At 62.2% G+C, this 13,241-nt stretch carries 10 protein-coding genes and 1 riboswitch; of the genes, 2 read left to right on the top strand and 8 right to left on the bottom strand.

The features are described from left to right. Positions 1-108: 108 nt before the first annotated feature. Positions 109-209: riboswitch (glycine riboswitch) on the top strand. A 52-nt stretch (positions 210-261) separates the two neighbouring features. Next, positions 262-3,132, top strand: coding sequence for an aminomethyl-transferring glycine dehydrogenase (gcvP, locus tag PY254_RS10295; protein ID WP_281011959.1), 2,871 nt, complete (start codon positions 262-264; stop codon positions 3,130-3,132). 84 nt (positions 3,133-3,216) lie between these two features. On the opposite strand, the gene PY254_RS10290 is transcribed toward gcvP, so the two are convergent. From PY254_RS10290 to PY254_RS10280, 3 genes are all read right to left on the bottom strand, one after another. After that, on the bottom strand, positions 3,217-3,495 hold the full coding sequence (locus PY254_RS10290) for a hypothetical protein (RefSeq protein WP_281011958.1): 279 nt from the start codon (positions 3,493-3,495) through the stop codon (positions 3,217-3,219). A gap of 158 nt (positions 3,496-3,653) precedes the next feature. Further along, positions 3,654-4,592, bottom strand: coding sequence for a GGDEF domain-containing protein (locus PY254_RS10285; RefSeq protein ID WP_281011957.1), 939 nt, complete (start codon positions 4,590-4,592; stop codon positions 3,654-3,656). 187 nt (positions 4,593-4,779) lie between these two features. Beyond that, positions 4,780-7,434, bottom strand: a complete 2,655-nt coding sequence (locus PY254_RS10280) for a M1 family metallopeptidase (RefSeq protein WP_281011956.1) — start codon at positions 7,432-7,434, stop codon at positions 4,780-4,782. 394 nt (positions 7,435-7,828) lie between these two features. On the opposite strand from PY254_RS10280, the gene PY254_RS10275 reads away from it, so the two are divergent. Further along, positions 7,829-8,185, top strand: coding sequence for a hypothetical protein (locus tag PY254_RS10275; protein ID WP_281011955.1), 357 nt, complete (start codon positions 7,829-7,831; stop codon positions 8,183-8,185). A gap of 64 nt (positions 8,186-8,249) precedes the next feature. Here the strand turns inward: PY254_RS10275 and PY254_RS10270 are convergent, their stop codons facing one another. The 5 genes from PY254_RS10270 to hflX all read right to left on the bottom strand — a co-directional run bounded on the left by PY254_RS10270 (position 8,250) and on the right by hflX (position 13,213). Beyond that, positions 8,250-9,542 carry an adenylosuccinate synthase gene (locus PY254_RS10270; protein ID WP_281011953.1) on the bottom strand — a complete coding sequence of 431 codons (1,293 nt, stop codon included), beginning with the start codon at positions 9,540-9,542 and terminating at the stop codon, positions 8,250-8,252. 61 nt (positions 9,543-9,603) lie between these two features. Next, positions 9,604-9,786: a DUF2065 domain-containing protein gene (locus PY254_RS10265; RefSeq protein WP_281011951.1), complete on the bottom strand. Its 183-nt coding sequence runs from the start codon at positions 9,784-9,786 to the stop codon at positions 9,604-9,606. Positions 9,787-9,796: 10 nt separating this feature from the next. After that, complete coding sequence (hflC, locus tag PY254_RS10260; protein ID WP_281011949.1) at positions 9,797-10,663, bottom strand: protease modulator HflC; 867 nt, start codon at positions 10,661-10,663, stop codon at positions 9,797-9,799. After that, positions 10,663-11,730: an FtsH protease activity modulator HflK gene (gene hflK / locus PY254_RS10255; protein WP_281011948.1), complete on the bottom strand. Its 1,068-nt coding sequence runs from the start codon at positions 11,728-11,730 to the stop codon at positions 10,663-10,665. The genes hflC and hflK overlap by 1 nt, the downstream gene beginning before the upstream one ends. Positions 11,731-11,911: 181 nt before the next feature. Then, positions 11,912-13,213, bottom strand: a complete 1,302-nt coding sequence (gene hflX / locus PY254_RS10250) for a ribosome rescue GTPase HflX (protein ID WP_281011947.1) — start codon at positions 13,211-13,213, stop codon at positions 11,912-11,914. Positions 13,214-13,241 lie beyond the last annotated feature (28 nt).

Here is a 13,241-nt window from a genome sequence, read left to right as displayed (position 1 = left end):
CTGTATAATCGCTGCGGTAAACGCATGGTGGGAGAAGCGGACGGTCATTGACCAGTCCGCTGCCGAAGACGCAACGCCCGTAATCGCTCAGGCCCCCATACCACCATGCGTGAACACTCTGGAGAGAGCGGTTGAATCCGCCGCCGAAGGGGCACGAAGCGCACGTCTCACGCTTCCAAACTCTCAGGCAAAAGGACAGAGGGGCACCCGCGTGCGGTACGGCACGCTCGGCCTTCATCGGCCATTTCCGGATGCCCAGTCATGAGCCACAGCCCCAAAGTTTCCCTGCGTGACCTTGAAAACCACGGCGCGTTCATTGATCGCCACATCGGCCCGGACGATGCCGAGATAGCCCAGATGCTGCGCGTGGTGGGTCACGAATCGCTGGAGTCGATGACCGACGCGATCGTGCCGGCCTCGATCAAATCTGCCGCGCCGCTGGCCTTGCCCGAAGCGATCACCGAAGAGGAAGCGCTGGCCAAGATCCGCGCGATTGCCGACAAGAATCAGGTGTTCCGCAGCTTCATCGGACAGGGCTATTACGGCACGCTGACGCCGAACGTCATCCTGCGCAACATTCTCGAAAACCCGGCCTGGTACACCGCGTATACGCCGTATCAAGCGGAAATTTCGCAGGGTCGCATGGAAGCGCTGATCAACTTCCAGACCATGTGTGCCGACCTCACCGGCATGGAAATCGCCAACGCATCGTTGCTGGACGAAGCGTCAGCTGCGGCCGAGGCGATGACCCTCGCCAAGCGCTCGTGCAAGTCGAAGTCGAACGTATTCTTTGTTTCCAGCGGCGTGCATCCGCAGACGCTGGAAGTGGTGCGCACGCGCGCCGAGCCGCTGGGCATCGAACTGGTAGTTGGCGCGGATAGCGACGCTGCCGGCACCGACGCATTCGGTGTGCTGCTGCAGTACCCGGACACCTTCGGCAGCATCAACGATTACAAGGCCATCGCTGACGTCGTGCATGCGCGTGGCGGGCTGGTCTCAGTGGCCACCGACCTGCTCGCGCTGACCCTGATCGCCGCACCGGGCGAATGGGGCGCGGATATCGTGGTCGGCAACTCGCAGCGCTTCGGCGTGCCGTTCGGTTTCGGTGGCCCGCATGCGGCCTTCATGGCCTGCCGCGATGCGTATAAGCGCTCGATGCCGGGCCGTCTCATCGGCGTGTCGATCGATACTGAGGGCAAGGCGGCCTACCGCCTGACCTTGCAGACCCGCGAGCAACACATCCGTCGCGAGAAGGCAACTTCCAACATCTGCACGGCGCAGGTGTTGCTGGCCGTCATGGCCTCGATGTATGCGGTCTACCACGGTCCACAGGGACTGACCCGGATCGCCCGTCGCACGCACCGGCTGGCCGCGATCCTCGCCAGCTCGCTGCGTCAGGCCGGTATCACCGTAGGCGACGGTTTCTTCGATACCTTGCATGTCACTGGTGTGGATGCTGCGGCCCTGCACGCGAAGGCAGACCAGGCACGGATCAACCTGCGTCGGATCGATGCAGGCAGCCTCAGCATCAGCCTCGATGAATCCACCACACGCGCCGACCTGATTGCACTGGCCGCATTGTTCGGTGCCAGCATCAGCGATATCGATGCGCTCGACGCCAGCACCGCTGACGCCCTGCCTCCCACGCTGGTTCGCGGAAGCGACTTCCTCACCCATCCGGTATTCAACACCCATCACAGCGAGCACGACCTGCTGCGCTACATGCGCGCGCTGGCCGACAAGGACCTGGCGATGGATCGCACGATGATCCCGCTGGGCTCGTGCACGATGAAGCTCAATGCCACCGCCGAGATGATCCCGGTGACCTGGCCAGAATTTGCCAACATGCATCCGCTGGCACCCGCTGCACAGGCCCTGGGTTACAAGGAACTGATCGACGGGCTGGAAGCCATGCTGGTGGAATGCACCGGCTACGACGCGGTGAGTCTGCAGCCAAACTCCGGCGCGCAGGGCGAATACGCCGGTCTGCTGGCGATCCGCGCCTATCACCGTGCCAACGGTCAGTCGCAGCGCGACATCTGCCTGATCCCCGAATCCGCCCACGGCACCAACCCAGCCTCCGCGCATTTGTGCGGCATGAGCGTGGTGGTGACCAAGTGCGACGCCAACGGCAACGTCGATGTCGAGGACATCCGCCGCGCCGCCGAGAAGCATTCGGATCGTCTTGCCGCGTTGATGATCACCTACCCGTCCACCCACGGCGTGTTCGAGGAAGACGTGGTGGAGATCTGCAAGATCGTCCATGAGCACGGCGGCCAGGTGTATACCGACGGCGCCAACATGAACGCGCTGGTCGGGGTGGCCAAGCCCGGCAAGTGGGGCTCGGACGTGTCGCACCTGAACCTGCACAAGACCTTCTGCATCCCGCACGGCGGTGGCGGCCCGGGCGTCGGTCCCTGCGCGGTGAAGTCGCACCTTGCCCCGTTCCTGCCAAGAAAGCTTGGCGAGGACAGCCCTGTCGGCATGGTCAGCGCTGCCAGCTTCGGCAGTGCCAGCATCCTGCCGATCAGCTGGATGTACATCACCATGATGGGCCAGCAAGGCCTGCGCAAAGCCACACAAGTGGCGTTGCTCAACGCGAACTACGTGGCCAAGCGGCTGGAACCGCATTACCCGACCTTGTACACCGGTCGCAACGGACTGGTCGCGCACGAGTGCATTCTCGACCTGCGCCCGCTCAAGGACGCCACCGGCATCGGTGCCGAGGACGTGGCCAAGCGGCTGATCGACTTCGGCTTCCACGCGCCGACGCTGAGCTTCCCGGTCTCCGGCACCTTGATGGTGGAACCGACCGAGAGTGAATCGCAGGTCGAGCTGGATCGTTTCATCGATGCGATGATCCAGATCCGCGACGAGATCCGCGCCGTCGAAGAAGGCAAACTGGACCGCGAGGACAACCCGCTGAAGCACGCCCCGCATACTGCCACCATGGTCAGTGGCAGCGAATGGACCCACGCCTATCCGCGTGAACTGGCCGCCTTCCCGCTGGCAAGTCTGAAGCTGCAGAAATACTGGCCGCCGGTCTCGCGTGTCGATAACGTCTACGGCGACAAGAACATCATGTGCGCCTGCATTCCGGTAGATGCTTACAAGGAAGAAGCAGACGCCTGATCGCGCGCGACCGTTCACACATGCAGCAAGAAAAGGCCCCGAATGCGGGGCCTTTTCTTGTATCGGGGACACTACGTTCGCGCATCAATGCTCGTGCGACATGCTCATCTCGAACGAGGTGTAGAACGGTGCATGCGGTGGCGCCATCAACGACAGTGCGCCGAGCCTTCTTTCGAAGCAAACGGCAAAATCGGAGTCGCCTTCACGCCACGTCATCACCACCTTGCCCGCCGCGTCCAGCTCCACCACAACGACAAACGGCGGCATGCCACCGGGCCCGGCAGTTTGTGCGCACTGCGGAACGATCCGGTCGATCACCGCGCCTTGCGATGCGAGCAGATCACGCGACTGAAGCCTCGTCACGGAGGCCTCGTCACGATCGGCCTGCGCCTTCGCCGCGGCATAGGATGGCGCCGCCGCAAAAGCGGGGCCGACCATAACGGCTAGCGCTCCGAACAGAATGATCCTGCAGATAAGGGGTTTCACCAGCGTGCCTCCATGGAATGGCGTATGCATTCTGTCTAGTCCGCGACAACGCGGTTACGGCCCTGCTGTTTGGCCTGACACAAGCGTTTGTCGATGACATCGATGAAAGTATGCTTTTCATCAACGTAACCGGGTGTACAGGTGCCCACACCAACACTGATCGTCAGCATCGGACCAACCTCGGAATGCTGGTGTGGAAGTTTCTCGGCGAGGATCAGCTTGCGGCAACGCTCGGCCAATTTGCCCGCAGCTGACACATCGGTTTCCGGTAGCAACAACACGAACTCGTCACCACCAAAGCGCGCCAGCAAATCGTGCGAACGCGTACCCACCGACGCCAGCAGTTTTGCCACGCGCTGCAAGCAGGCATCACCCTCAAGGTGGCCGTAACCTTCGTTGTACTGCCTGAAATAGTCGATATTCATCAGCAATAGGGACAACGGCTGCCGGCTCTGTCGTGAATGAATCCATTCGCGATCCATCAGCGCATCGAAGCGACGTCGATTCGCCACACCGGTCAGACCATCCAGGAAGGACAGCTCTTCCAGCCGCTTCTGCAGGCTTGCCAGCTTCTGCTCGGTCTCCTTGCGCTCACTGATATCGAACATGAAGCCAATCAACGAATCGACCGAGCCGTCCGCGTTGCGTACCACATGCACCACGTCGCGCATCCACACGTAGCGGCCATCGCTGGTCAACGCTCGGTAATCCGCTTCGTGATCGATGCCTGCCTCGGATTGGGTCACGCAAAATTTCAGCACCCATTCGCGATCCTGTGGGTGCATGCGGCTGGCCCAGTCGCCCATCGTCACCCAGCTTGAGGATGCCCAGCCCAACACCGATTCGATCTGCCGGTCGATGTACGCGAACTGCCTGCTGGCCCAGTCGATCTTCCACGCAATGGCCTTGGTCGATTCCAGCAGCGTCGTGTAGGCCGCGTTATCGGGACCCGCCTTGTTTTCAGAGTCGACCATCGTCTACTGGCTCAAAAGTATGCGAACACCAGCGAAGTGCACCGGGCCACCCGCGTGAGGTGCAGATACGCAGGCAAAATTGCCGCGTCCCCCCGCGATACCGTAAGTCATCTTGAAACAGGTGTCGTTGCTACACGAAAAAAGCCCTGGCAGTACGCCGGGGCCTTTTTATACCACCAAGTTGAACTCAGCCGCCGTTACTGGCTAGCCAGGCGTCGATGGCGGGCAGTCGCTCCTTGCGCACCATCTGACGATACTTGATGCCGGCAATCACGGTATCTGCCGCCCGACGCGAACTTTTCGCAATATGGGCATCGGCATAGGCCTGGATCTTGTCGATCATCGCCGGATCATTCGAGCTGGCACCGATACCCGGGTAATAGCGACTGCTGGAGGTGGAATCGACCAGCTTGTCGATCTCCGCTCGATGCGCCATGGCAAACGTCCATGCCATCTCCGGATGCTCGTAGCCCACGCTGCGAATCATGCCGGCGCTGTTGGTGGCTCCCGGCTCATCGGTGATCGCCATGGCCAGCGCACGCTGGGCCAAGGCATCGTCCTTGGCGATGGCCAGCAGCTGATAGAGGCCATCCTTCACCAGTGCCGAGGTCTCTGCCGTGGCCATCGCATGCAGTTTGTCCCAGGTGGCTGCATCCGCATTGCGTGCCACCACGGCATAAATCGTCCGGCGCAAGGCCGTCGGCACGGCTGCGGGATCCGTTGCAGCTGCCGCCACCCGACGCTGCGCTTCCTTGATCACGTCGGTGTCGCCGAGATCGGCCAGCACGCCGATCATTTCGGTGCGCAGAATCGTGGTCGGATCACCCTCACCCGGCTTGGCTTCCCAACCGATCCGTGCGAACACCGGCTTGAGACGCTTGATCGCGAAGGCATCGAAGCGATCCTGACGCGCCTGATCACCATGGTAGTAAGCGTGCAGACCGGAGAACGTGCCGGCGATTTCCGCCCAGATCTGCGGATCAGCGTCCGCTTGCGCCTGCTGCGCCAGATCGAGATAGGTCGACGCCGGTTGCAGACCCGCCATGCCCAAGGCCCAGCTTTCGCCCATCAGGCCCAGCTGATCGATCGGTGCCAACTTGTTGAACTCGCCCTTGATGGCAGCGAACTCAGCCGGCGTGTACAGCGTGCGGTAATAGCCGCTCTGCCCGGCATTGACCAACACGGGACCACAACCTGACACGACCAGATTTGCCTTGCCATCCACCACGGTGCGCGCCTCGGCACCGCTGTCGATGCTCTTGGCGATGACCGGCACATGCCAGCGCAGCGGCGTCTTGTTCGGGCGATCCTTGGTGAACTCGCCCTGGGTCAGGGTCAAAGTAGTCTTGCCGTTGCTGCAGGCGGAAGAGGCCACGCGAATCAGCGGAATACCCGGCTGCAGCGTGAAGTCATGCGCGATCTGGGTCACCGGCTTGCCGGCGGCAGCCTGCACCGACTTCCACAGGTCGTCAGACACCGTGTTTCCGTACGCATGTGCCTTGATGTAGTTGCGCACGCCTTCACGCCACTTGTCCGGACCTACGTACACCTCGAGCATGTTGATCACCGACTGGCCCTTGGCGTAGGTGATCGTGTCGAAGGCCTGACTGGCCTGTTCGACGGTGTCCACGTGCTGCACCACCGGATGGGTGGTCGCCACCGCGTCGCGCGACATCGCCCCTTCGCGCGTGCCTACGTCATCCAGGCTGGTATGCCATTCCGGATGCAGCTTGTCGGTGGTACGTGCCTCCATCCACGAGGCAAAACCTTCGTTCAACCAGAGGTCGTCCCACCAGCGCATGGTGACCAGGTCGCCAAACCACTGGTGCGCCATTTCATGGGCTGCAGTGCTGAAGATGCGCTGCTTGTCGGACTCGGTCGAGATCGCCGGATCCATCAGCAGGGAATATTCGAAGGTGTAGATCGCGCCCCAGTTTTCCATTGCACTGAAGAACTGGCTGCTGCCCGGCGAGGCGATATTGTCCAGCTTGGGCAGCGGATACGGCACGCCGAAGTAATCGTTGTATTCGTGCAGGATGGCCTTGGCCGAATCCAGCGCGAATTTCGCCTGACCGGTTTTGCCCTTCTGCGTGATCACGCCGATCTCGGTGCCGTCGGACATCGTGGTGGCACGGTCGAAATCACCCAGGCTGAAGAACAGCAGGTAGGTGGACATCTTTGGCGACTGCTGGAACGTCACCTTGGTCATGCCGTTGCCAAGATCCTTCTTCGACGCCGCCGGCATGTTGTTCACTGCCATCTCGTCGCTGGGCACGGTCACGTCCAGCGTGAAGGTGGCCTTGTACGCCGGTTCATCCCATGACGGAATGAATCGGCGCGCATCGGAATTTTCGAACTGCGTGTACAGCGCACGCTTCTTGCCGGTAGCGGTGTCGTAGTCCATCGCAAACAGGCCGTTCGCCTGGGTACCGATCTTGCCCGTGTAGGTCATGGCCAGCTGGTACGGCCCGGGCGGCAAGCTGTGGTCGAACGTGAAGGTAGCGGTCTGCGCCTCGGCATCAATCGACACCTTGGGCTCACCCAAAGCCATCCGGTTCTTCAGCGAAGTCAGGCTGACCTTGGAGAAAGCCATGTCGATCGCATTGACCGTGATGCTGGTAGTCGGCTTCATGACTTCCAACGACACGGTGACCTTGCCATCGAAATTCATCGCCGCCGCATGCGGCGTGATCGACACGTCGTAGTGACTTGGCACCACCCCGCGCGGCAGCTGCGTGGTGGCCAGTTCGACCTTCGCCGCAACGGCGGGCGTTGCCGCCAGCGAAGTCATTGACGCGCCGGCCAGCGCCAGGGCAATTGCGGAAACCAGATATCTACGCATGACCATCCTTTTTTCATGTGGGATTGGCGCGCCACAAAGCACAGCGCGGCGAAAGGGCATTGAACGGACTGCAGCGAGACACATTCAACAGTGCACCCTCCCATGGTGACTTGGTCTGGGCCGTCCAGACATGGCCGGAAGTCATGCACGTCTGCACTCAAAGGCGAACCTGAAGCGAGCAATCCCACCCAACCGTTGATACGAGGCGCTGTCAACGCCTTGTCACCAGCCCCGTTATTTCCACCTGCACCAGTCAATCGAGCCGGGCATGTGGTTGCCGGCAAGAGCTGACTCAACGGAGAGATCCGTGACCGGCGGGTGCACCCGCCTGTGGAAGCCACGTCGCACCGAGAAAACGTTCGACTCCATCCATTCCACCTGAGAGGACACCACCATGAAGACAGCTTCCACCTTCCGCTTCGGCCTGATCGCACTGGCCGCCACCGCCGCGCTCGCCTGCGGTACCGCGATGGCTCAGTCGACCTCGGCGGCCAAAGTGCCTGGCCACGGCCGCGTCAACGAAGTGAACCAGCGCATCGACAACCAGCAGGCGCGTACCCAGGCCGGCCTTGCAAACGGCACCATCACCGGCAAGCAGGCCGCGCACGATGAATCGCGCGACGCCAACATCGCGCAGCGCGAAAGTGCCGACGAAGCCAAGCACAACGGCCACCTTACCAAGCGCGAAACCCACCGCCTGAACAAGGCTGAAAATCGCAACAGCCGAGCCATTCATCGCCAGCGCCACTGATCACTGCAGATGAAAAAGGCCCCGCAATGCGGGGCCTTTTTCTTTCACTCCGAGCCATCAGCGATCAGGCAAACGGATCGTCCAGGCTGATGGTGTCGTCGCGATCGGCACCGGTGGCGACCAGCGCCAGGCGGCAACCGGACAACTCTTCGACGGCGCGCAGATAGGCACGGGCGGCCGGCGGCAGCTTGTTCCAGTCGCGGATACCCGCGGTGGATTCTTCCCAGCCCGGGAATTCCAGATAGACCGGCTTGCACTCGTCCCAGCCATCGGCATCCAGCGGCGCCAGTTCGCGACGCTTGCCGCGGTATTCGTAAGCGATGCAAACCTTGATGGTGGGCAGACCATCGAGCACGTCGAGCTTGGTGATCGCCAGGCCATTGATGCCGTTGATCTGGGTGGCGCGCTTCAGCGCGACCAGATCGATCCAGCCGCAGCGACGCGGGCGGCCAGTGCTGGCACCGAACTCGTTGCCCTTCTTGCGCAGCAACTCACCCATCTCATCGTTTAGTTCGGTCGGGAACGGACCGCTACCTACGCGTGTTGCATAGGCCTTGCAGATACCCAGCACGTAGTCGATGTCGCGCGCGCCCACGCCGGTACCGGCCAGCGCGCCACCGATGGTGGTGTTGCTGGAGGTGACGTAGGGATAGGTGCCGTGGTCGATGTCGAGCAAGGCGCCCTGGGCGCCCTCATACAAGATGTTGCCACCTTCGGCACGCACGTCGTGCAGGATGGTGGCCACGTCATCGACCAGCGGACGGATGTATTCGCCCCAGGCCAGCGCGTCCTTGAGCACGGTGTCGTAGTCGACCGGCTCGACCTTAAGCCACTGGGTGAGGATGAAGTTGTGGTAGTCGACGGCGGTCTTGATCAGCGCCGGCAATTCGTGTGGATACATCAGGTCCGCCACGCGCACGCTGCGGCGGGCAACCTTGTCTTCATAGGCCGGGCCAATGCCACGACCGGTGGTGCCGATGGCCTTGCCGCCGGCGGCGATCTCGCGCGCCTTATCGACAGCGATGTGGTACGGCATGATCAGCGGCGTGGCCGGGCTGATCTTCAGACGCGAGCGCACTTCGACGCCGTTGGCCTCCAGTTCCGCGATCTCGTTGATCAGCGCTTCCGGCGACAGCACCACACCATTGCCGATCAGACACAGCGCGTCGTCGCGCAGGATGCCCGAGGGGATCAGGTGCAACACCGTTTTCTTGCCCTTGATCACCAGCGTGTGGCCGGCGTTGTGGCCGCCCTGGAAGCGCACCACGGCACTGACCCGCTCGGTCAGCAGGTCGACGATCTTGCCCTTGCCCTCGTCGCCCCACTGGGCACCAAGAATGACTACTGACTTACCCATGTTGCATTACTCCGGGAGGTTTCGATCAGGTTTGCGCGCCCACGTGAAGCTGCGGCGCTTATCAATGAAAAAACTGCAAAAGCACCAGTCCCAACACCATCGCGCCAGCGCCAAACAGTCGCAAGCTGCGCGGCGGCAGTTTCAGCGCTTCGCGCATCATCGCTTGCCAGCCCTGCGGTGCCGCGAACAGGAACAAGCCCTCGATCACCAGCATCAGGCACAAAGCCGCAATCAGCTGGTGCATCAGGTTCGACTCAGCGCTTGGGGCTGGACTGTTCGAAGTAACGCAGGAATTCGTCGTCCGGCTTCAGGATCATCACGCCCTTGCCGTCCTCGAACGAGTTGCGATACGCCGCCAGACTGCGATAGAAAGTGAAGAACTCCGGGTCCTTGCTGTAGGCCTGTGCGTAGATCGTGGCGGCCTGGGCATCACCGTCACCGCGCACCTTGGCCGCGTCACGCTGGGCATCGGCACGCAACACCTGGCCCTGACGATCGGCGTCCGCCTGAATCGTTTCGGCCGACTCCTGGCCGGTGAAGCGCAGCTCGTTGGCCAGCTGCAGACGCTCGGCGCGCATGCGCTTGTACACCGACTCGCTGACCTCGTTCGGCAGATCGATGCGCTTGATGCGCACGTCGACCACAGCGATACCGAGGTTCTTGCGGGCGGAAGCATCCGTCTGGGCACGCACGCGCTCGGTGATGTCCTTGCGCCCACCGGAAATCAGGTCGGGCAAGGTGCGCGCGTTGAACTCGAAGCGCAGCGCGTCCTTGACGATCGGCGTCAAACGCTGCGCTGCCTGCAGCTGGTCGCCACCCGTCGCGCGGTAGTAGGCCGCGTTGTCGGCCACGCGCCACTTCACGTAAAAGTCGACGTTGACGCTCTTTTTCTCGGAGGTGAAATAGCGTTCCGGCGCGGCGTCCAGCGACAGGATGCGCTTGTCGAAATTCATCACCTGCTGGATCACCGGCAACTTGAAATGCAGGCCGGGCTGGTAGTCGGTCTGCACGATGCGGCCGAATTGCAGCACCAACGCACTATGCCCTTCGCTGACCACGAACATGCTGTTCAGGCCGAGCAGAACCAGCACAAGCGCCAGAATGATGGAACCCATCTTCATCATGGCTGTGCTCCCTTGTTGCCGGCATCGCTGGCGTTTGGTGTCACCACAGCGGTGGTAGTCGCTGGCTCGGGGGATGGCGTCGGGCTGCCCTGCAGCGTCGGCAGATTGATGATGTTGCGACCACCGGAACCGTCGATCACCTTCGGGTTCTTGGCCATCACCTGCTCCATCGTTTCCAGCCACAAGCGCTTGCGGGTTACCTCTGGCGCAGCCTTGTATTGGGTCAACAGCAGGTCGAAGCGCGCCGCATCACCCTCGGCACGAGCGATGCGCTCCGCCTTGTAACCGGCAGCTTCAGCGGCAATGCGGGCGGCGTCACCACGCGCCACTGGCACCACTTTGCTGGCATACGCCAGGGCACCGTTCTCGATGCTTTGCTTGTCTTCGCGCGCATTGTTGACGTCGTCGAAGGCATCCTTCACTTCGTTCGGCGGCGCCACGTTCTGAAAGCTGACTTCGGTGACACGCAGGCCGGAATCGTACCCGTCCAGCGTCTTCTGCAAGGCTTCCTGTGCCTGCGCGACCAGGCTAGCGCCGGCCGCGGAGAGGATCTGATCCATATCGCTGCCGCCGATCACTCCGCGCACGGCAGCCTCGGCAGCCGCGCTGATGGTTCCATCGGGGTCGTTCAGGGAGAACAGATACTTGCGCGAATCGTCCACCTGATACTGCACGGTGAAGTCGATCGTGATGATGTTCTCATCCTTGGTCAGCATCGCCACCTTGTCGGTGACCGAGCGTATGCGCGTGGCTTCGACCTTGTTCACCGACTCGATTGGCTGCGGCAGCTTGAAGTGAAAACCCGGTGACAGCGTGCGCGAGTACTGGCCAAAACGCAGCACCACACCCTGCTGGCGTGCACCGATGATGGTGTAGCTGCTGAACAGCAGGCCGACCACCAGCAGAACCACAATGCCAGTAAGGATGCTGCCCGGACCCTGGCCCATCTTGCCAACATGCTTTCTGGCTTTGTTCAGCAGGTCGTCCACGGGCGACTTGCCGCCCTGGCGATTCCTGTTCCACGGATCTTTTTGCCCGTTGTTGCCGGGTTCATTCCATGCCACGAGTCAGTCTCCTTTGGGGATGTCCGGAGGCCGGCAACCACGGCCGAAACGCGTGTTGAACCGGGTTACACATGAGATTCAGCCAAGACTGTCGATATCCTGCGTTCGCCGCCTCTCGCAGCCACGCAAACAGGGCCAATTCTATCAGAGCGTGACTGTTGTCGCGTACCACGCCGCAATGTCATTCCGCCACAGCCAACAGTTCGCGTAACAGCTGCGCCTCGTTGGCATCGCCACCGCTGAGCGGGGCAATCACGCTGCGTGGCGCATCGATGAGAAGCTGCCAGCCGTGCTCGTCGATCGTCTCGCTGCTGATCGCACCGGCAGCCTTGAGCCGGGCATGCAAACGCCCCGCTGACAGCGGCAGGTGCAGCGGCGCCTGCACCCGATCGCCACCGAGCAATTCACCCAGCGCCTGACGCAGCAGCTCCAAGCCAACTCCCGTGCCCGCCGACAGCCACACGCGTACCGGCTTGCCAGTGCCATCACGCTCAATGCGCGGCTCGGCCCCGGCCAGGTCGATCTTGTTCATCACATGCAACTGGGGAACGTCGCCTGCGTCGATTTCCTCCAGCACCTTGTCGACCACGCCGTGCAGTCGCTCGCGCTCTTCGTCGGCTGCATCGCTGACATGCAGCAGCAGGTCGGCATCACGCGCTTCGGCGAGGGTGGCGCGGAAGGCCGCGACCAGGTCATGCGGCAGCTCGCGGATGAAACCGACCGTGTCAGCGATCACTGCCGGTCCGCAACTGAGATTTTCCAGCTTGCGTACGGTGGGATCGAGGGTGGCGAACAGCAGGTCGGCGGCATAGACATCGCCCGTCGTGAGCGCATTGAACAAGGTCGACTTGCCGGCATTGGTATAGCCGACGAGGGCCACCCGCGGCACCGTGTTGCGCAGTCGCGAACGGCGTTGTTGGCCGCGCTGAACCTGCACTTTTTCCAGCCGCTTGGTGAGCTGCTTGACGCGCTCGCCCAGCAGGCGGCGGTCCGTTTCCAGCTGGGTTTCGCCCGGGCCGCGGTTGCCGATGGCGCCGCCACGCTGGGCATCGAGATGGGTCCAGCCACGCACCAACCGGGTGGCCAGATGCTTGAGCTGGGCCAGCTCCACTTCCAGCTTGCCTTCATGGGAGCGCGCGCGCTGGGCGAAGATGTCCAGGATCAGGCCGGCGCGATCGACCACGCGCACGCCCAGATGCTTCTCCAGGTTGCGTTCCTGCACCGGAGTCAACAGGTGGTCAACCAGCACCAGATCAGCCTCAAGCGCACGCGCCGCCTCGGCGACCTCGTTGGCCTTGCCGCTGCCGATGTAATAACGCGGGTTGGGATCTTCGACGCGGGCGTTGATCACGCCAAGCACCTCGGCCCCGGCGGACTTCACCAGCTCGGCGAATTCCTCCGCACGGCGCAACGAGTCGCCCTCGCCACGCGAATGCGGCAGGACGAGGACGGCGCGATCGCCTCTCTTTTGACGGTCAAACACGATTGGGCATGATCCTTCAGGAGCAAAC

The organism is Rhodanobacter sp. AS-Z3 (assembly GCF_029224025.1).
In the GTDB taxonomy this organism is placed as follows: domain Bacteria; phylum Pseudomonadota; class Gammaproteobacteria; order Xanthomonadales; family Rhodanobacteraceae; genus Rhodanobacter.
The sequence above is the reverse complement of the archived record's forward strand: the minus strand, read 5'-3'. Positions and strand labels throughout refer to the sequence as shown.

Excerpts from the sequence above, each read along its gene's own strand:
- PY254_RS10285 (WP_281011957.1), bottom strand. The coding sequence starts at position 4,592 with ATGGTCGACTCTGAAAACAAGGCGGGTCCCGATAACGCGGCCTACACG.
- gcvP (WP_281011959.1), top strand. The coding sequence starts at position 262 with ATGAGCCACAGCCCCAAAGTTTCCCTGCGTGACCTTGAAAACCACGGC.
- PY254_RS10265 (WP_281011951.1), bottom strand. The coding sequence starts at position 9,786 with ATGCACCAGCTGATTGCGGCTTTGTGCCTGATGCTGGTGATCGAGGGC.
- PY254_RS10275 (WP_281011955.1), top strand. The coding sequence starts at position 7,829 with ATGAAGACAGCTTCCACCTTCCGCTTCGGCCTGATCGCACTGGCCGCC.
- hflC (WP_281011949.1), bottom strand. The coding sequence starts at position 10,663 with ATGAAGATGGGTTCCATCATTCTGGCGCTTGTGCTGGTTCTGCTCGGC.
- PY254_RS10270 (WP_281011953.1), bottom strand. The coding sequence starts at position 9,542 with ATGGGTAAGTCAGTAGTCATTCTTGGTGCCCAGTGGGGCGACGAGGGC.
- PY254_RS10280 (WP_281011956.1), bottom strand. The coding sequence starts at position 7,434 with ATGCGTAGATATCTGGTTTCCGCAATTGCCCTGGCGCTGGCCGGCGCG.